At 71.2% G+C, this 18,743-nt stretch carries 14 protein-coding genes; 7 read left to right on the top strand and 7 right to left on the bottom strand.

Translation table 11 applies throughout. The features are described from left to right. Positions 1–139: 139 nt before the first annotated feature. The 3 genes from QU603_RS02295 to QU603_RS02285 form a co-directional block, all read right to left on the bottom strand. Positions 140–1,522 carry an FtsX-like permease family protein gene (locus QU603_RS02295; protein WP_308493918.1) on the bottom strand — a complete coding sequence of 461 codons (1,383 nt, stop codon included), beginning with the start codon at positions 1,520–1,522 and terminating at the stop codon, positions 140–142. Positions 1,523–1,575: 53 nt separating this feature from the next. Further along, positions 1,576–2,412: an ABC transporter ATP-binding protein gene (locus tag QU603_RS02290; protein WP_308492888.1), complete on the bottom strand. Its 837-nt coding sequence runs from the start codon at positions 2,410–2,412 to the stop codon at positions 1,576–1,578. A 153-nt stretch (positions 2,413–2,565) separates the two neighbouring features. Then, positions 2,566–3,012: a carboxymuconolactone decarboxylase family protein gene (locus QU603_RS02285; RefSeq protein ID WP_308492887.1), complete on the bottom strand. Its 447-nt coding sequence runs from the start codon at positions 3,010–3,012 to the stop codon at positions 2,566–2,568. Positions 3,013–3,155: 143 nt separating this feature from the next. Here QU603_RS02285 and QU603_RS02280 point away from each other — a divergent pair, with 143 nt between their 5' ends. From QU603_RS02280 to QU603_RS02260, 5 genes are read left to right on the top strand one after another with little or no spacing between them, the layout of a single operon-like run. Continuing rightward, on the top strand, positions 3,156–3,650 hold the full coding sequence (locus QU603_RS02280) for a CBS domain-containing protein (protein WP_308492886.1): 495 nt from the start codon (positions 3,156–3,158) through the stop codon (positions 3,648–3,650). Between the two features lie 47 nt (positions 3,651–3,697). Further along, a complete protein-coding gene (locus QU603_RS02275; RefSeq protein WP_308492885.1) occupies positions 3,698–4,912 on the top strand; it encodes a thiamine pyrophosphate-dependent enzyme in 1,215 nt (404 codons plus the stop codon). Then, entirely contained in the window at positions 4,909–5,931 is a 1,023-nt protein-coding gene (locus QU603_RS02270; RefSeq protein WP_308492884.1) for an alpha-ketoacid dehydrogenase subunit beta, read from the top strand. The genes QU603_RS02275 and QU603_RS02270 overlap by 4 nt, the downstream gene beginning before the upstream one ends. Before the next feature lie 32 nt (positions 5,932–5,963). Further along, positions 5,964–7,331 carry a dihydrolipoamide acetyltransferase family protein gene (locus tag QU603_RS02265; protein WP_308492883.1) on the top strand — a complete coding sequence of 456 codons (1,368 nt, stop codon included), beginning with the start codon at positions 5,964–5,966 and terminating at the stop codon, positions 7,329–7,331. Continuing rightward, positions 7,328–7,807, top strand: coding sequence for a hypothetical protein (locus tag QU603_RS02260; protein ID WP_308492882.1), 480 nt, complete (start codon positions 7,328–7,330; stop codon positions 7,805–7,807). The genes QU603_RS02265 and QU603_RS02260 overlap by 4 nt, the downstream gene beginning before the upstream one ends. Before the next feature lie 48 nt (positions 7,808–7,855). On the opposite strand, the gene QU603_RS02255 is transcribed toward QU603_RS02260, so the two are convergent. Continuing rightward, complete coding sequence (locus QU603_RS02255) at positions 7,856–9,034, bottom strand: ROK family transcriptional regulator (protein ID WP_308492881.1); 1,179 nt, start codon at positions 9,032–9,034, stop codon at positions 7,856–7,858. Between the two features lie 137 nt (positions 9,035–9,171). Between QU603_RS02255 and xylA the strand changes: the two genes are divergently transcribed. Further along, positions 9,172–10,359 (top strand): xylose isomerase, encoded by a 1,188-nt coding sequence (gene xylA / locus QU603_RS02250; RefSeq protein WP_308492880.1) that lies wholly within the window; start codon positions 9,172–9,174, stop codon positions 10,357–10,359. Between the two features lie 114 nt (positions 10,360–10,473). After that, positions 10,474–11,754: a xylulokinase gene (locus tag QU603_RS02245; protein WP_308492879.1), complete on the top strand. Its 1,281-nt coding sequence runs from the start codon at positions 10,474–10,476 to the stop codon at positions 11,752–11,754. Positions 11,755–11,809: 55 nt separating this feature from the next. Here QU603_RS02245 and QU603_RS02240 read toward each other — a convergent pair whose 3' ends face one another. From QU603_RS02240 to QU603_RS02230, 3 genes are read right to left on the bottom strand one after another with little or no spacing between them, the layout of a single operon-like run. Continuing rightward, positions 11,810–14,317, bottom strand: a complete 2,508-nt coding sequence (locus QU603_RS02240; protein WP_308492878.1) for a glycoside hydrolase family 3 C-terminal domain-containing protein — start codon at positions 14,315–14,317, stop codon at positions 11,810–11,812. After that, positions 14,314–16,632: an alpha-xylosidase gene (yicI, locus tag QU603_RS02235; RefSeq protein WP_308492877.1), complete on the bottom strand. Its 2,319-nt coding sequence runs from the start codon at positions 16,630–16,632 to the stop codon at positions 14,314–14,316. Before yicI ends, QU603_RS02240 begins: the two co-directional genes overlap by 4 nt. After that, positions 16,629–18,689, bottom strand: a complete 2,061-nt coding sequence (locus QU603_RS02230) for a beta-galactosidase (protein WP_308492876.1) — start codon at positions 18,687–18,689, stop codon at positions 16,629–16,631. The genes yicI and QU603_RS02230 overlap by 4 nt, the downstream gene beginning before the upstream one ends. Between the last annotated feature and the right edge of the window lie 54 nt (positions 18,690–18,743).

Genomic DNA, 18,743 nt, shown 5'->3' with positions numbered 1-18,743 from the left:
ACACATGATTTCGACACGGGCAGCGGACGCCGGGGCCGCGCACTCCTCAGCGAGGCGGGACCACCGAGGGATGCCGAGACCCGGCTGACTGCGGGCGAACCGGACGCCGCGCCCGAAGCCAGGGCGCGGCGTCCGGGTCCTAGACGGCGAGCGCCTCGACCGGGGTGACCCGTGTGGCCAGCCGCGTGGGCGTCACGGCGGCCGCGAGCGTGAGCGCCGCGGTGGCCAGCACGACGGCGACCACGAGCGTGGCCGGCACGGCGGGCGCGACCAGCCCTGCCTTCGCTCCACCCGGATCGGCGGGCACCGCGCCCAGCAGCGACTGCGCTCCCACCCAGCCGTATGCGATGCCGAGCACGACGCCGCTGACCACCGCGGTGATCGCGATGTGCGCGGCTTCGAGCAGCACGACGCCTCGTACCTGCCGCTGCGTCAATCCGAGCGCCCGCAGAAGTCCGAGCTCGCGCCGACGCTGCACGACCCCGAGGGTGAGCAGGTTGACAAGACCCACCGCGGCGATCACCGCCGAGACGGCGACCAGCCCCATCATGATGCCCGCGAACGTCGTGAGCAGCGCGTCCATCTCCGGCGGCAGAGTGCCCCCCGCCGCCTTCGTCATCACGGCCTTGGCCGACTGCATCGCAACCGCGAACATCGTCACCAGCGTCACCCCGACCACCACCCCGATGGCCATGCGGCTCGAACGCTCCGGGTGGCGCATCGCGTTCTCTGCGGCCAGCCGCGCCACCGCCGAACGGCCGAACAGGCCTCCGACCAGCCGCAGCACCGGCGGCATCACGAGCGTCGCTCCCATCACGATGCCGGTGAACGACAGGATGCCGCCGCCGAAGGCGACGATGACTCCGGCGGGTGAGACCAGCCCGAGCACGACGCCTGCCGCCAGCAGCAGCGCGCCGACGGAGAACAGCGCGATCGCGAACCCGTTGCGCACCGACCTGCGCGCCACCTCATCGGCGCCGGCCTCGGCCGACGAGCCCAGCGCCTGCAGCGGTGTGACCGTGAGCACGCGACGTGAGCCTGCCCACGCGGAAGCCCACGTGGTCAGGGTGACGACCACCGCGGGCGCCACGAGCATCGGCTGCACGAGCGCGTAGTCGAGGTCGGTCAGCGACAGCGCGCGACCGGCCACGGCGACGCCGACGCCGGATGCCGCCACCCCCACGACCAGCCCCGCCGCCGCACCGATCGCCCCGAGGATCAGTCCCTGCCGGGCCACCTCTCCGCGCTGCGAGCGCGCGGACGCGCCGATCAGCCGCAGCAGGGCGATCTGCCGGGTGCGCCCGGCCACCACTGTGGAGAAGGTGTTCGCCGTCACGATCGAGGCCACATACACGGCCACCCCGACCAGGATGAGGGTCAGGAAGCTCAGCACGAAGGCCAGCGTCCCGCTGCCGCCGATGTACGGATCGGCCCGCAGCATGGCGGCGATGTAGCCGGTGGCGGCCACCAGGATCACGGAGAACGCGGTTGAGATCGCCGAGACCAGGATGCTGGCACCCATCCCCCGTTCGCGCAGCCAGTGCCGGTCCTGGCCCCCGGTCACGCCGCGGGCGCTCACGCCGGCACCTCCTCGGCTGAAGCGAGGGGCGATGCTGCAGCATTCCGGGTGTCTGGGGTGTGGGGGTGCGACTGCTGGCCCAGCTCGGCCGACAGCATGTAGCTCGAGATCTCTTCGGCGCTCTGGCGGGGCTTGTCAGCCACGATGCGCCCATCGCCGAGGAACAGCACCCGGTCGGCGTGGGCGGCGGCCACCGGGTCGTGGGTGACCATCGCGATCGACTGCCCGTGCTCGGTGCTGGCCGCGCGCAGCAGCCCGAGCACCTCGCGGCTCGAGCGCGAGTCGAGGTTGCCCGTGGGCTCATCGGCGAAGACCAGGTCGGGTGCCGTGGCCAGCGCCCGGGCGATCGCGACCCGCTGCTGCTGGCCGCCGCTGAGTTCGTGCGGACGGTGCGTGAGTCTGTCGGCAAGCCCCAGCGAGTCGATCAGGCCGTCGATGCGCGACCGCTCCAAGGCCGACGGGGCACGCCCGTCCAGATCGATCGGCAGCCGGATGTTGCCGATCACGTCCAGGGTCGGTACGAGGTTGAACGCCTGGAACACGAACCCGATGCGACGACGGCGCAGCACGGTCAGCTCGACGTCGCCCAGACCGGTGATCTCGGTGTCGCCGACCCACGCGCGCCCGTCGGTGGCGGCATCCAGCCCCGCCATGATGTGCATCAGCGTCGACTTGCCCGAACCGGACGGGCCCATGATCGCGGTGAATTCGCCGCGCCGGATTCCGACGGTCACCCCGTCCAGTGCCTGTATGCGCCCCGCACCGCTGCCGTACGTCTTGGTCAGTCCCTGCACGCGGGCGGCGAGCCCCATTTCGGTGGATGTGATCTGCATGCCATCGACGTTAGGGATGCGGCATCCTCGCCCGCATCGGTCTGCAGAGGGCTCGTGCGTACATCGCGAGGATGATTCGCCGGACCGGGCACGTCACCCGGAGCGGGGCACGTCACCCGGACCGGGCACGTCATCCGGAGCGGGGCCGCGCGCTCAGTCCTCGGGGCGCTGGTGGGTGGACACGGCGATGCGGTTCCACACGTTGATGGCCGCAATGGCCGCCAGCAGCGCACCGAGCTCGGGCTCGGTGAATGCGGAGTGCGCGGCATCCCACACCTCGTCCGACACCCCGCCCTGTGAGATCAGCGTGACCTGCTCGGTCAGCGCCAGAGCCGCGCGCTCGCGTGCGGTGAACCGGTCATCGACCTCGCGCCAGGCGCTGAGCACATCCATGCGGGCGGTGGTCTCGCCCGCCGCGCGGGCCTCGCGCGCGTGCATGTTCAAGCAGTATGCGCAGCCGTTGATCTGCGACGACCGCAGTTTCACCAGGTTCACGAGCGACTGTTCCAGCCCGCTCGCACCGATCGCCTTCTCCAGTCCCAGCATCGCCTGCAGGCCCTGGGGAAAGGCCTGATCAAAACGCATCCTCTGCGCAGTCACCCTGATCACTCCTCCATATCGTCGGCGGTATCCGCCACCTCTTCCGGTCTACACCCGCGCGGCGAGGCAGGCTCCGGCGGTCACGCACTCGCCGCATTCGGTGCAGGCCTGATAATCTGCGATGCAGGGACAGAGGTGGGACGATGGCAACTCAAGCGCGCGCAACTGCGGGTATCACAGCCGGCCAGGTGATGACGGCACCGGTGATCACGGTGGGCCCCGAGGCGACCGTCGCGCACATCGCCGAAACCCTGACGGCATCCCGGATCAGCGCCGTGCCCGTCGTCGACGGCTCAGGCACGGTCCTGGGCCTGGTCAGCGAGCTGGATCTGCTCGCGCGCGAAGGCCGGACGGCCAAGGATGTCATGACCACCGCCGTGATCAGCGTCACCAGCGACACCGACCTCGAACAGGTGCGGCGCATTCTGGTGGGTTCGCAGATCCGGCGTGTTCCCGTGTTGTCTTCCGGCCGCCTGGTCGGGATCCTCAGTCGGCACGACCTGGTCGGCCGAATGGTGGAATGGGCGTGCAGCGTCTGCGGAGAAACTGTCCGTGGCGCGCACCCGCCGCTGGTGTGCCCGAAATGCGGCGGAAGCGAGGACCGGTTCACGCTGCAAGAGCAGCCACCCGGACCGTGACGAGGCACGCGGTCACAAGCCGCGATGTTCGGTGAGAGGGATTCACAATGGCCGGACGAACGCAGAATCCACAGCGCAAGGAGGCCGCCGTCGGCGGTTCCACGCGCCCGGATGGTGCGACAACGTCGACACGATCGAAGAAGACGCCCGCCCGTGCGGCGGGCGCTCGCGCGAAGAAGGAGGCCGTTGCTGCGGCACCGGATGTCACCCAGCCCGACGCCGACACACAGATCGACTATCTGCGCGAGATGCTGCTGATCCGCGAGTTCGAGCAGCGCGCAGGCGAGATGTACACGCGCGCCAAGATCGGCGGCTACTGCCACCTGAACCTCGGCGAGGAGCCGACGGTCGTGGGGCTGATGTCGGCGCTGCGCGAGACCGACTACCTGTTCACGAACTACCGTGACCACGGCTATGCGCTCGCGCGTGACATGGGCACAGGGCGCGTGATGGCCGAGCTGTTCGGACGCCAGGACGGCGTCTCGCGGGGCCTGGGCGGCTCGATGCACATGTACGACACCGAGAAGCGCATGCTCGGCGGGTACGGCATCGTCGGCGGTCAGCTGCCGCTGGCCACAGGTGCCGCCCTCGCACTGACCTATCGCGGCGAGCCGGGTCCCGACGCCGAGGCCGTGATGTGCCAGATGGGCGACGGCACCACCAACATCGGCGCGTTCCACGAGTCGCTGAACCTCGCCGCGATCTGGAACCTGCCGATCGTCTACGTCGTGATCAACAACGGCATGGGAATGGCGACCACGGTCGAGGCCGCGTCGGGTGAGCCCGAGCTGTACAAGCGCGGCGCGTCGTATCGCATCCCCGGCCGCCGAGTGAACGGCGACGACCCCGAGGTCGTGCGCCAGGCGGCCGAAGAGATGCTGACCGCGGCGCGCGAGAAGCGCCGGCCCGGCCTGCTCGAGATCATGTCGCACCGCCTGCGCGGCCACTCGGTCGTCGACCCGGCCCGCTACCGCAGCAAAGAAGAGACCGACGAGTTGAAGAAGCTCGACCCGCTGCCGGCCTACCGTGCGCGGCTGATCGCCGACGGCATCATCGACGACGCGCGCGCAGACGAGCTGCAGGCCGACGCGGTCACCGAGGTCGCCGATGCGATCGCGTTCGCCGATGCCAGCCCCGAGCCTGCGCCGTCGACGCTGTTCGACTTCACGTACGCGTCGGACGTCCCCAACGCTCCGCGGCTCATGCCCGGCGACCCGGTGCTCGCGCCCGGCTGGGATGTCGCACAGAAGCAGGAGGCATGACGGCGATGGCCGACAACGACAAGACCACGCCCGAGATCACCTACCGTCAGGCTCTGCACGACGCGCTGCGCGACGAGATGCTGCGCGACGAGAGCGTCATCCTGCTCGGTGAGGAGATCGGCAAGTTCGAGGGGTCGTACAAGATCACCGCGGGCCTGCTCGACGAGTTCGGGCCCGAGCGGGTGCGTGACACTCCGATCGCCGAAGAGGGCTTCACCGGGGCCGCGATCGGCGCCGCGATGCTGGGCATGCGCCCCGTCGTGGAGATCATGACGATCAACTTCTCGCTGATCGCGATCGACCAGATCGTGAACCACGCGGCGAAGATCTACGGTATGTTCGGCGGGCAGACCGCCGTGCCGATGGTGATCCGCACCCCGGGCGGCGGCGGCCAGCAGCTGGCGGCCACGCACTCGCAGAACCTCGAGGTCTGGTACGCGCACGTCCCGGGGCTGAAGGTGCTCGCGCCGTCGACTCCGGCCGATGCCAAGGCGATGCTGACCGCCGCGATCCGCGACAACGACCCCGTGCTGCTGCTGGAGAACCTCTCGCTGTACAACACGAAGGGCCCCGTGCCCGCCGAGACGCGGGTCGCCGAGTTCGGCCGCGCCAAGGTGACGGTGCCCGGCACCGACATCACCGTCGTGGGCTACTCGCGCTCGGCCGTCATCGCCGCAGACGTCGCCAGGCGGCTCGCGCCGCAGGGCGTGTCGGTCGAGGTCGTGGACCTTTGCAGCCTGCGGCCGCTGGACCGCGAGACGGTGTGCCGTTCGGTCATGAAGACCGGCAAGGCGGTCGTGCTCGAAGACGACTGGCTGACCTACGGGATCGGCGCCGAGATCGCCGCGACGATCCAAGAGGGGGCGTTCGACTACCTCGATGCCCCGGTGCGGCGGGTCGCGGCGGCCGAGATTCCGCTGCCGTACGCGAAGTCGCTGGAGAAGATCGCCCTCCCGGACGCCGATGCGCTGATCCGGGTCATCAACGAACAGCTGGATGCGACGCGGTTCGCGCGCTAAGAGGAGGACCGTAAGCGATGCCTGATGTGTTCATGCCCCGCCTTTCGGACACGATGACCGAAGGTGCCATCGCCCAGTGGCTCAAAGCCGAGGGCGACAAGATCGAGCGCGGCGACGTGCTCGCCGAGATCGAGACCGACAAGGCGGTGATGGATCTCGAGGCCTATGAAGCAGGCGTGCTCGAGAAGATCCTGGTGCAGCCGGGTGAGAACGTCGCGATCGGGGCGCCCATCGCCGTGATCGGCGACGGCTCCGGCTCTGGCTCCGGTGGAGGGTCGGATGCCGCGGCCCCCGCGGCCGCTCCCGCCGAGGCCGCCGCCCCCGCCGCCGAAGACGCCGCCGAGCAGCAGGCCGAAGCGCCTGCCCAGACGCCTGCCGAGACCGCGGCTCCCGCCGCGCCCGCTGCACAAGCGCAGCCGGCCCCGTCGCCTGCGGACGAGACCGACGCCGAAGAGGCCGAGCCCCCCGCATCGTCGGGGTCGCGGATCAAGGCGACCCCGCTCGTGCGCTCGCTCGCACGCAGCCACGGCATCGACCTCGCCACGATCACCGGCACCGGCCCGGGTGGCCGGATCGTCCGTGCCGACGTCGAGCAGCTGCTCGGCTCCGACGGCGCCGGGCAGAAGCAGGCCGCGCCGGCTGCGGCATCCGCCCCCACCGCCCCGGCCGCTGCCGCGCCCGCCCCGTCGGCCGCACCCGTCGCGACCGCGCTGGACGACGATGAGCGCGTGCCGATGTCGCAGATCCGCAAGGTGACCGCGCGTCGGCTGACCGAGGCGGCGCTCGTCCCGGTGTTCCAGCTGACGACGGTGCTGGATGCCTCGCGCCTGACCGAGGTGCGCCGTGACATCAACACGCGGTTGGCCGAATCGGGCGTGAAGATCAGCGTCAACGACCTGGTCGTGCGCGCCGTGGCCGTGGCCCTGGCCGCACACCCCGAGGTGAACGCCTCGTTCGGCGGTGACGCGATCCTGCGGCACAAGCACGTGAACGTGGGTGTCGCCGTCGCGCTCGAAGACGGCCTGGTGGTGCCCGTGGTCAAGGATGCCGACCGCAAGTCGGTCTCGGCGATCGGCGCCGAGGTCAAGGACCTCGCCGCCCGTGCGCGCGCCGGCCGTCTGAAAGTCGACGAGATGACCGGCGGCACGTTCTCGGTCTCGAACCTCGGCATGTTCGGCATCGACTCGTTCACCGCCGTGATCAACCCGCCTGAGGCGGCGATCCTGGCGGTCGGGTCGACGGTCGACGAGCCCGTCGTGATCGACGGCGAAGTGCAGGTGCGCCCGCGCACCCGGCTGACGCTGACCGTCGACCACCGCGTGCTCGACGGCGCGTCCGCCGCGGCGTTCCTGCGCGATCTCACGCAACTGCTCGCCGAGCCGCTGCGGATCCTGGTGTGAGCACTGCCACGATGGGAGTGTCCGCCGTGCTGCGGCGGGCACTCCCGTTCTTCGTCTGCGCGCTGGTCAGCGTGATCGCCGGCGGCATGCTGGCCGCGGCCACCGCCTACTCGACGACCCAGAAGACGGCATGGGCCACGGCCTACATCGTGCTCGTGTCCGGCGTGGCACAGGCTGTGCTGGGCGCCGCCATGGGATGGCTCGCCCCCAACGCCCGCCAGCCGATCACCTGGACCTCGTTCGTGCTGTTCACGCTCGGCAACGTCGGAGTGCTCGTCGGTCAGTTCTCCGGCGTGATCGCCCTCACCTTCGTCTCGGGCGCGATGCTGATGATCGCGCTCATCCTGGTCGTGGTCGCCACCCACCGCGACCGGGCACCGGCCCACCCCGGTGCCCTCTGGACGTTCCGGATCATCGTGATCCTGCTCGCCGTGAGCATCCCGGTCGGCCTGACCCTGGCGGCACTCGGCCGTTGACGCTCCGCCGGCCGGGCCTGGTCAGCCCGGCTCGTCAGCCTCGCCTGGTCAGCCGAGGGGATCGTGCAGGAGCGCCGCGAACGCGGCTTCGGCGGCCCCGATCAGCAGGCGGTCGTCGGCGAGCGTGGCCGGGCGGATCTCGAGGTGCTCGGAGGTGGCATCCATCGTCTGCGCCTGGACGTCGGCGAGCAGGCCCGGCACATCGGCGGCCGCGAGGATCGCGAGAAACCCGCCGAGCACGACGACCGACGGGTTCAACGCATTGACCGCGTTGGCCAGCGCCGTGGCGAGGATGCGCCGCTGCCGGGCGACTTCGGCGGCGGCGCTCGCCCCCGCGCCGCCCTCTGCCGCGCCGCCGGAAGCCCCCGCGGCCAGCGCCGCGGCCAGTTGGGCGTCGTCGACACCGCGCAGTCCGACCGCCTCGAGCAGACGCGCACGGCTCACCTCGTCTTCGAGCACGCCGTCGGGACTGCGGCGGTCGTCCTCGCACGCGACGGCGGGGCGGTTCTGGCCGAACTCCCCGGTGTACCCGCCGACGCCGGTCACGAGCCTGCCGCCGAGGATGATCCCGCCGCCGATGCCGCTGGCGCCGCCGTTGAGGTAGACGACGTCGTCCTGGCGGTGCGCGGCTCCGAACAGATGCTCGGCGACGGCACCCATGTTGGCGTCGTTGCCGATCACGGCGGGCAGTCGTGTGGCCTGCGTGACCATCGGCGCGAGGGCGGCACCGGTCCACTTCAGGTGCGGTGCGGCCCGCACGAATCCGTCCGAGGCGCGCACCGGCCCCGGTACGGCGACGCCGACCGCGACCGGCCGCGACCTGCGCAGCGGGCCGCGACGCCACTGCGCGAGCTGCTCGCCGATCAGCTGTGCCGTCTCTTCGGGTGTGAGCAGGGTGTCTCGCTCCAGGCGCACACGCGCGCGGATGCCGCGGTCCAGGCCCACGGCGGCGATCGTGAGCGCGTCCACCTCGGGGTTGGCGGCGATCGCGACGATCTCGGGCACCGCGGCGACCACCGGCGACGGCCGCCCCACTTTGCGCAGCGCATCGGGCTCGTGCTCGACGACCAGGCCCGCATCGGCGAGGGCGGCGACCAGGTCTCCGACCGTGGAGCGGTTCAGCCCCGTCGCCTGCGTGAGCGCCGCGCGAGAGAGCGGACCCTCGCGATGGACGAGCCGCAGCACGGCGGCCAGGTTCGCTCTGCGCACTCCCTGTTTGGTCGCCATGCGCCCTCCCTCGGCGATGTCTGTGCATCGCCCACGCGACCACTGTACGGGATTTGTTGTGCATCACCACGAACCACTGGACACGGCATCCATTCTGCTATACGTTGTCGTCAGCAACATTTATGAAGGAGCCTCCCATGGTCACCCCCACCCCCGCAGACAAGTTCACCTTCGGACTGTGGACGATCGGCTACAACGGCACCGATCCGTTCGGCGGGCCGACCCGCCCGCCGATGGACGTCGTGCATGTCGTCGAGAAGCTCGCCGAGCTCGGCGCATACGGCCTGACGTTCCACGACGACGACCTGTTCGCGTTCGGCTCCACCGAGGCCGAGCGTCAGAGTCAGATCGACCGCCTCAAGGGCGTGCTGGCCTCCACAGGCCTGAAGGTGCCGATGGTCACCACGAACCTGTTCAGCCCGCCCGTGTTCAAGGACGGCGGGTTCACCTCGAACGACCGCAGCGTGCGCCGCTACGCCCTGCGCAAGGTGCTGCGTCAGGTCGACCTGGCCGCCGAACTGGGCGCCACCACGCTCGTGATGTGGGGCGGCCGCGAGGGCGCCGAATACGACGCGGCGAAAGACATCCGCTCGGCGCTGGAGCGTTACCGCGAGGCGGTGAACCTGCTGTCGGAGTACGTGATCGACAAGGGGTACGACCTGCGGTTCGCGATCGAGCCGAAGCCGAACGAGCCCCGCGGTGACATCCTGCTCCCCACCGTCGGGCACGCCCTCGCGTTCATCGGCTCGCTGGCCCACCCCGACATGGTCGGTCTGAACCCCGAGGTCGGGCACGAGCAGATGGCGGGGCTGAACTTTGCCGCCGGCATCGCGCAGGCGCTCTACCACGGCAAGCTGTTCCACATCGACCTGAACGGTCAGCGCGGCATCAAGTACGACCAGGACCTGGTGTTCGGCCATGGCGACCTGCACAACGCGTTCGCGCTGGTCGACCTGCTCGAAAACGGCGGGCCGAACGGCGGACCGGCCTACGAAGGCCCCCGCCACTTCGACTACAAGCCCTCGCGCACCGAGGACGAGACCGGTGTCTGGGACTCGGCCGCAGCCAACATGCGCACGTACCTGCTGCTCAAGGAGCGGGCAGCGGCCTTCCGCGCCGACCCCGAGGTGCAGCAGGCGCTCGAGGCCTCGCGCGTGGCAGAGCTCGCCCAGCCGACCCTCGGCGACGGCGAGAGCTACGCCGAACTGCTCGCCGACCGGTCGGCGTTCGAGGACTTCGACGCCAACGCGTACTTCGGCGCGCGCGGCTTCGGATTCGTCCGTCTGCAGCAGCTGGCCACCGAGCACCTGCTCGGCGCCCGCTGACCCGACCCCTCCATCCGTGAGAGTGCATCTGACGGGTGAGACTGCGGGTGTCACCCCCTCTCTCACGGCGCAGATGCACTCTCACGGTCGATGTCGCACGAACAGAGGAAGAGCATGGCGCAGGTGTTGGGGGTCGACTCGTCGACCCAGTCGTGCAAGGTCGTCGTGATGGATGCCGCCACCCGGGCGATCGTCCGTGAAGGGCGTGCATCCCACCCGGAAGGCACCGAGGTCGACCCCGAAGCCTGGTGGCAGGCACTGCAGTCGGCGATCGGTGCGGCCGGCGGCCTCGACGGCGTCGAGGCGTGGGCGATCGGCGGGCAGCAGCACGGCATGGTGGTGCTGGACGACGCGGGACGCGTCATCCGCCCGGCTCTGCTGTGGAACGACACCCGATCGGCGGGGACGGCATCCGATCTCATCGCCGAATTCGGCGCCGAGACGCTGGCCGCCCGCACGGGACTGGTGCCGGTCGCATCGTTCACGATCACCAAGCTGCGCTGGCTGCGCGACAACGAGCCCGAGAACGCCGCACGCGTGGCGGCCGTCGCGCTGCCGCACGACTGGCTCACTTGGCGGCTGCGCGGGTTCGGTCCCGACAACCCCGATCTCTCTGAGCTGGTGACCGATCGGTCGGATGCCTCGGGCACCGGCTATTGGGGCCCGTCAGGCTACGACCGCGAACTGCTGGTGGCCGCCCTCGGCCACGACGTCGTGCTGCCGCGCGTGCTCGGCCCGACCCAGTCGGTGACCGACCCGGCCGGCAGGCTGGCCGGCGCCGGCGCCGGCGACAACGCCGCGGCCGGGCTGGGCCTGGGCGCACGGCCCGGTGACGCGGTCGTGTCGATCGGCACGAGCGGCACCGTGTTCGCCGTGAGCGCCGAGCGCATCACCGACCCCACGGGAACGATCGCCGGCTTCGCCTCGGCCGACGGCGCCTGGCTGCCCCTGGTGGCGACCTTGAACGCGGCCCGGGTGCTGGACGCGATAGCCGGACTGCTCGGCGTCGACCATGCCGGTCTCAGCGACCTCGCGCTGGCGGCACCCGCCGGTGCCGGCGGGCTGTCGCTGCAGCCCTACTTCGAGGGCGAGCGCACGCCGAACCTGCCCGACGCGACGGCGACCCTCAGCGGCATGACGCTGGCCTCGACGACTCGCGAGAACCTCGCCCGCGCGGCGGTCGAGGGGATGCTGGGCGGGCTCGCGTTCGGAATGCAGCAGCTGCGATCGGCCGGCGTGCCCCTGCGGCGTGCACTGCTGATCGGCGGTGGCGCGCAGTCGGAGGCGGTTCGCCGCATCGCACCGGACGTCCTGGGCGTCCCTGTCGAGGTGCCGTCTCCGGCCGAGTACGTCGCCCTGGGCGCCGCCCACCAGGCCTCCGCCCTGCTCCCCTGACCCGCCCCGCCGCGCGCCGCGCGCCCCGCCCCGCGCGCGAGGCCGACCCAGGGGGTCAGGGGGCGACCGTCAGGGGCGCCGACACGGGCAGGTCGTCGGCCGAAGGGCCGGCGGCGATCCGGTAGGCGCCGGGCTGCACGCGCAGGGCTCCGGCATGCAGCCAGTCGTCCACGGCCCCGTCGACGCGGGCCGACTCGTCCCACACGGCGAGCCGCTCCAGGGCGAAGCGCAGCGGCACGCGGCGGGTCTCGCCCGGTTCGAGCCGCACGCGCGCGAACGCGACCAGCAGCCGCCGCGGCGTGGCGATCTCCAGCCCCGGCTCAGGCAGCGCGTACAGCTGCACGAGCTCTTCGGCCGCGCGGTCGCCGGTGTTGCGCACGGTGACGGTCGCCTCGACCACGTGCTCGTCGTCGGCGGGCATGAGGGCCGGATGCCGCAGCGTCGGCGGCACCGCATCCACCGCCGGCACAGCCAGGTCGACGCCCTCGTACTCCACGGTCGTGTACGTCAGCCCGTGGCCGAAAGCGAAGGCGTACCGCCCCGGCTGGTGCCGGTAGGTCGCCTGCTGACGCAGCGTGTCGTAGTCGAACAGATCGCCGGCCTGCGCAGGATCGGCGGGCCACGACTGCGCCAGCCGTCCTTCGGGCTCACGGTCGCCGCTGAGCACGTCGGCGAGGCCGTGGCCGAGTTCCTGCCCGCCGTGGCTGGACCACACCACCGTCTCGGCATCGGCCGTCCCCGCGCCCAGCACATACGGGTAGCTCGATACGACAGCCAGCACGCTGCGAGCATTGCTCTCGCGCGCTGCGCGCCAGAGGTCCACCGCCGACGCAGGCAAGAACAGGTGCGGCCGGTCTTCGGTCTCGCGCCCTGACAGGTGCGGATCATTGCCCACCGCGACCACGACGACCTCGGCCGCCGCGGCGGCCTCGGCCACCGCCTGCTGCCCCGATCTCACGACGCGCACGCCGAACCGGGTCGCCTCCTCGACGGTGCGGGCCTCGGCCAGCAGCAGGCCCGAGTCGCGGGCGACGCGCACCCAGCGGCCCGATCCGAGGTGCAGCAGCGACCGCGTGCCGTCGGGGTGCACGTGCGTGCGGAAGCTCTCCTGCACGACCCAGCCGCCCACCCGCTCGGCGTCGGCACGCATGGGCCATGAGCCGCCGGTCAGCAGCCGGCCGCTCGCGTGGGAGCGCAGTGTCAGGATGCCGTCGCCCCAGTCCGTGAGGTCCCACAGGCTGTTCTCATCGGCCACGCGCCCCGAGGTGTCGACCTCACGCCCGTCGGGCGAGGCGACCAGCAGGCCCCCGTCGGGGGCGACCAGGGTGACCTGGTCGGCGCCGGTGACGGTGACGACCTCGGCGTCGGGGTAGCGCTCACGCAGCCCCGCAGCGATCCCCACGGAGTACGGCGGGGTGCCCGAATACCAGTCGGTGAGCACCAGATCTGCCATCGGCCCCACCACGGCGATCCGGGCGGGCTGGTTCAGCGGCAGCACGCCGGCGTCGTTGCGCAGCACGACCACCGACCGGGCGACGGCCTCGCGGGCGAGCTCGCGCGCACCCGGTGCGTCGATGGCATCGGCGCCGATGCCGCCGTACGGATCGGCCTCTCCGTCGAACTCGCCGGTGCGCAGACGCAGCTCGAGCAGTCGCAGCACCGCCTGGTCGATGTCGGCGGCGGTCAGCAGTCCCTGTGCGAGGGCGTCGCGCACATGGGCGATCGTGGGTGCGGCGTCGGCGTCGTTGTCGGTGAATGAATCCAGCCCGCTGCGCACGAGCGCCGCGGCGGCGTGTGCATGGTCGGGTTGGGCGCGCTGCGGCGAGACGACGAACGTGGGGGCCCCGGCATCCGAGACGACCGCGATCGACTCGTCCGACCAGCGACGGGCTTCGGCCACCAGCTCGGGCTGCGTATGGGCCGGAATGCCGTTCACGCGGTTGTACGAGAGCATGATCGCTCCGGCCGCATGGGTGGCCAGCGGCTCGCGGAAGGCCGGCAGCTCCTCTTCGTGCAGGGTGCGTGGCGACATCTCGGACGACGTCGTCGAACGGTCGGTCTCGTTGCTGTAGGCGAGGAAGTGCTTGAGGGTGGGAACCGTCTTCCACACGCGCTCGTGGTCGCCGCGCAGACCCCGTGCGTAGGCCGCGCCCAGGTGCCCGGTCAGGTGAGGATCTTCGCTGTATCCCTCTTCGTTGCGTCCCCACGCGGGGTGGCGCAGCGTGTTGACCACGGGTGCCCAGACGTTCAGGCTCACCAGCGGGTCGGCTGCGTGCTTGGCGCGCACCTCGGTGCCGGCGACCTCGCCGATGCGACGCACCAGGTCGGTGTTCCAGGTGGCCGCCATCCCCACCGGCTGCGGGAACACCGTCGCCTCCCCCAGCCACGCCGCGCCGTGCAGCGCTTCGCAGCCGGTGTGGAATGCGGCGATGCCGAGACGCTCGATCGCCGGTGTCGCCTGGTGCAGCATGGCGATCCGCTCGTCGGGGGTCAGTCGGTCCAGCAGGTCGCGGGCGCGCTCGTGAAGCGGTGCCTGCACGTCACGGAACAGTTCGGCGCTCATCGCGTCGCCTCCTCGATCGATAGGGAGAGCTCGCCTGCGCCGGATGCCTCGGCCCGCCGGTCGGCGACCTGCAGCGCCCACGGCGCCCGGGCATCGGCACTGGTGGCGGTGATCACGTCACCGGTGCGGCGCACGCGGAAGGTGGTGTCCGCGCCCTCGAAGCCGGGGACGACGGTGACCCGGTCGTACCCGTCGGGCAGGGCGAAGCAGCGCAGCGTGACGCCGTCGGCCCACTCGTAGTCGGGGCGCGTGTCCACGGCGCCCCACGGCAGAACGGTGCCCGGTCGAACCCGCAGCGGCAGCGAGTCGTATCCGTGCGTCTCGGTGCGCCAGCGGCGACCGTCGGTGACGGTGCCGTCCAGCAGCGAGGACCACTGCCCCTCGGGCAGGTAGTACTCGACGCTGCCGTCGGCACGGAACACCGGCGCGACCATGAGAGCGTCGCCGAGCATGTACTGCGTGTCGGCGTCGAAGCCGGATCGGTCGTCGGGGAACTCGAGCACGAGCGGCCGCATCATCGGGATGCCCTCGGTGTGGGCCTGCTCGGCGACGGCCGTCAGGTACGGCATGAGCCGCATCTTGAGGTTCGCGAAGCGCCGGGTGATCTCGACCGCTTCGCCGTCGAACGCCCAGGGCACCCGCACCGACGACGAGCCGTGCAGCCGCGAGTGCGACGAGAGCAGACCGAACGCCACCCACCGTTTGAACAGGCCCGCGTCGGGGGTGCCCTCGAAGCCGCCGATGTCGTGGCTCCAGTAGCCGAACCCGCTCATCGCGAGCGAGAGCCCGCCGCGCAGCGACTCGGCCATCGACAGGAACGTCGAATCGCTGTCGCCGCCCCAGTGCACGGGGAACTGCTGCGAGCCGGCCGTGGCCGACCGCGCGAACACGACCGCGTCGCCGGCACCGCGGTGCCGCTCGAGGGCCCCGAACACGACCTCGTTGTAGAGCTTCGCGTAGTAATTGTGCATGCGCTGCGGGTCGGATCCGTCGTGCCAGACGATGCCTTCGACCGGGACCCGCTCGCCGAAGTCGGTCTTGAACGTGTCGACGCCCTGGTCCAGCAGGTGCTGCAGCTTGTCGACGTACCAGGCCGCGGCATCCGGATTCGTGAAGTCGACCAGCCCCATGCCGGCCTGCCACATGTCCCACTGCCAGACGCTGCCGTCGGTGCGCCGCAGCAGGTAGCCGCGCGCTGCGGCCTCGTCGAACAGCGCCGAGCGCTGCGCGATGTAGGGGTTGATCCACACCGACACGCGCACTCCCCGCTCGTGCATGCGGGTGATCTGACCGGTCGGGTCATGGAAGGCCCGGGAGTCCCACTCGAAGTCCGTCCACTGGTACTCGCGCATCCAGAAGCAGTCGTAGTGGAACACCGACAGCGGGATGTCGCGCTCGGCCATGCCGTCCACGAACGCCGAGACGGTGTCTTCGTCGTAGCTGGCGGTGAACGAGGTGGTCAGCCACAGCCCGAACGACCATGCCGGCACACGCGCCGGGCGCCCGGTCAGCCCGGTGAAGCGGCGCAGCACGTCCTTGGGTGTGGGACCGTCGATGACGTAGTAGTCCAGCGATTCGCCCGCGACCGAGAACTGCACGCGGGAGTTGACCTCGCTGCCGACTTCGAACGAGACGTTCTCGGGATGGTCGACGAACACTCCGTACCCGCGGCTGGACACGTAGAACGGCACGTTCTTGTAGGCCTGCTCGCTCGAGGTGCCGCCGTCCGCGTTCCAGGCATCGACGGTCTGCCCGTTCTTCACGAACGCGCCGAAGCGCTCGCCCAGCCCGTAGATGCGCTCGCCCGGTTCGATCGAGAGCTGCTGGTGCACCCACGTCGGCTCCCGGTCCGCGCTCTGAACACCTGCGCCGGACGCACCGATGCCGGTCATGTGTCCGACCGACCGCGGCAGCGAACTGGTGAGCACCCGTCCGTCGCTCTCGAAGTCGACGTGCCATCCGCCGCTGCGGGCCACGCGCACCCGCAATGACCCCGACGTCAACACGCCTTCGCGGCCGTCGACGCTCAGCTGCGGCCGGAAGCCGTCCTGGCCGCGCACATCGAAGTCCGGTCCGCGGTGCACGGCGCCGGCATGGTGCACGACGCGCACCTTGACCACCCCGGGGGCCGGCGACGAGAACACGACGGTGAGCATCGGCCGGTTCAGTGTGTCGCCGCGGTCGCGGATCACCGCGGTCGGCGCGTACACCGTCATCGTTCCCGCCGTCTCGTCGATGCGGATGTCATCGACCTCGACGGCGTACAGCGGGGTGAGGGTCGGCCTGGTGAGCCAATATCCGTCGGTGAACTTCACCGGTCCTGCCTTTCGATCAGCACTTTCACGTCGTCGGGGGCGATGGCCACGACCTCGCCGCTCACCTCATCGGTGAGCAGGTCGACAAGGCCGGCGGGCACTGTCACCTCGACCGCCTCGCCGCCGCGTCGGGGGTCCCCATGGTTGAGAAGGAAAAGGGCCTCGCCGCGCCGAACGACCTCGAGCCCGTCGGGCAGCAGGTCGTATCCGGCCAGGGGGCGGTCGATGGATGCCGCGGCCCGCCCGATCACGTCGTCGAGCACCGCATCGTCCACCACCGCGCCCAGATACCAGGCGGTGCCCGCCGCGTACGGGTGACGGGTGATCGCCGGGCGCCCCTGCAGCGGGCCGGCGCCGTAGCGGGCGAGCACGTGTGCGCCCTCCGAGCGCAGCTGCTCGCCGAGGATCGACGCGGTCCCGACGGACACTCCTGCCGCAGGCTCTGCACCGTCGGTCCAGACCAGCGGCACCGACGGGTCGGGCAGGGCGCACCACTGCTCACCGCTGACGCCGACGACCTCGCGCAGCAGTGCGGGCGACCGCTCGGCGTACACGGCGCCGTTCGCATCGGCCACACCGCTGAAGGGGCCGACCACGAGGTCGGCGCCCGCAGTGACGGCCGCGGTCAGGGCCGCCGCGGCATCCTGTTCGATCACATAGGAGTGCGGCGCCAGGACGAGCCGGTACCCGGTCAGGTCGGCGGTCGGGGCGACCACGTCGACGGCGATGCCCCGGCGCCACAGCGCGCGATGCCAGCGGGTGATCTCGGCCACGGTGTCAAGCCGGTCGGTGGGTGCGGCCGACTCGCTCGAGGCCCACCACGACGCCCAGTCGAACACGATCGCCGCGTCGGCCTGCACGCGGGCGCCCACGACGGGGCGCAGGCGCTGCAGGTCGGCTCCCTGGCGCACGACGCCGCGGAACACGTCGGTGTCGGCACCGGCGTGCGGCACGAGTGCGGAGTGGAAGCGTTCGGCGCCCGAGCGGGACTGACGCCATTGGAAGAAGCAGATGCCGTCCGCGCCGCGCGCCACTGCCTGCAGTGAATCCAGCCGCGCCCGCGCGGGAGACTTCGGCAGGTTGTGCGGTCGCCAGGATGTGGCGCTGACGGCCTGTTCCATCAGCAGCCAGGGCCGCCCGCCGCCGAGCGAACGCATCAGGTCCTGCACGAGTGCGATGTCGGCGGGCGCGGTGGGCGAGGCCTGATCGGGGTACTGATCGTCGGCGATGACGTCGACGTCGTCTGCCCACGAGCGATAGTCGGCGTGCGCGAACACGCCCATGAAGTTCGTGGTGATCGGCTGCGCGGCCCCGGCGGCGCGGATCGCGTCGCGCTGCTCGCGGAACACGGCCCGCAGCTGGTCGGAGCTGTAGCGGCGGAAGTCCACCGACTGCGCCGGGTTGACCAGGTACGGCATGCGCCTCGGCGGCAGGATCTCATCGAAGTCGCTGTAGCGCTGCGACCAGAACGCCGTGCCCCAGGCCTCGCCGAGCGCCTCGATCGTGCCGTAGCGGGCGCGCAGCCACGCGCGGAACTCGCGTGCCGCCTCGTCGCCATAGTCCAGCTGGCCGAACTCGTTGCCCACATGCCACATGCGCACGGCCGGATGACCGGCGTAGCGCGCGGCGAGGTCGCCGGTGACGGCCAGCGCCGCCTCGCGGTACACCCGCGAGGCGGGAGTGAACTGGTTGCGGGAGCCCGCGATCAATCGCACGCCGTCGCGGTCCACCGGCAGCGTCTCGGGGTGGCGCACTCCCAGCCACGGCGGAGGCGACGCGGTGGGCGTGGCGAGGTCGACGCCGATGCCCGCCTCGTGCAGCAGTCCCAGCACGTCATCGAGCCAGCCGAACTCGCGTGCACCGGGCTCGGGCTCGATCATCGCCCAGCTGAAGACCCCCACGGTGACCAGGTTCACCCCGGCTTCGCGCATCAACGCGACGTCGTCGACCCACACCTCGCGCGGCCACTGCTCGGGGTTGTAGTCGGCGCCGAACAGGATGCCGGCATCCGCGGTCAGCGCGTCGAACCGCCCGGTGTCGCGCGTCGTCGGTGACATGTGCTCCCGCTCTTCGATGGGTCGGTGCCCGACAGCCCGGTGGCTGTCGAAGCG

This window comes from Microbacterium terrisoli, from assembly GCF_030866805.1.
GTDB classification, from domain to species: Bacteria; Actinomycetota; Actinomycetes; order Actinomycetales; family Microbacteriaceae; genus Microbacterium; species Microbacterium terrisoli.
This window is presented reverse-complemented; position numbering and strand designations above follow the sequence as displayed.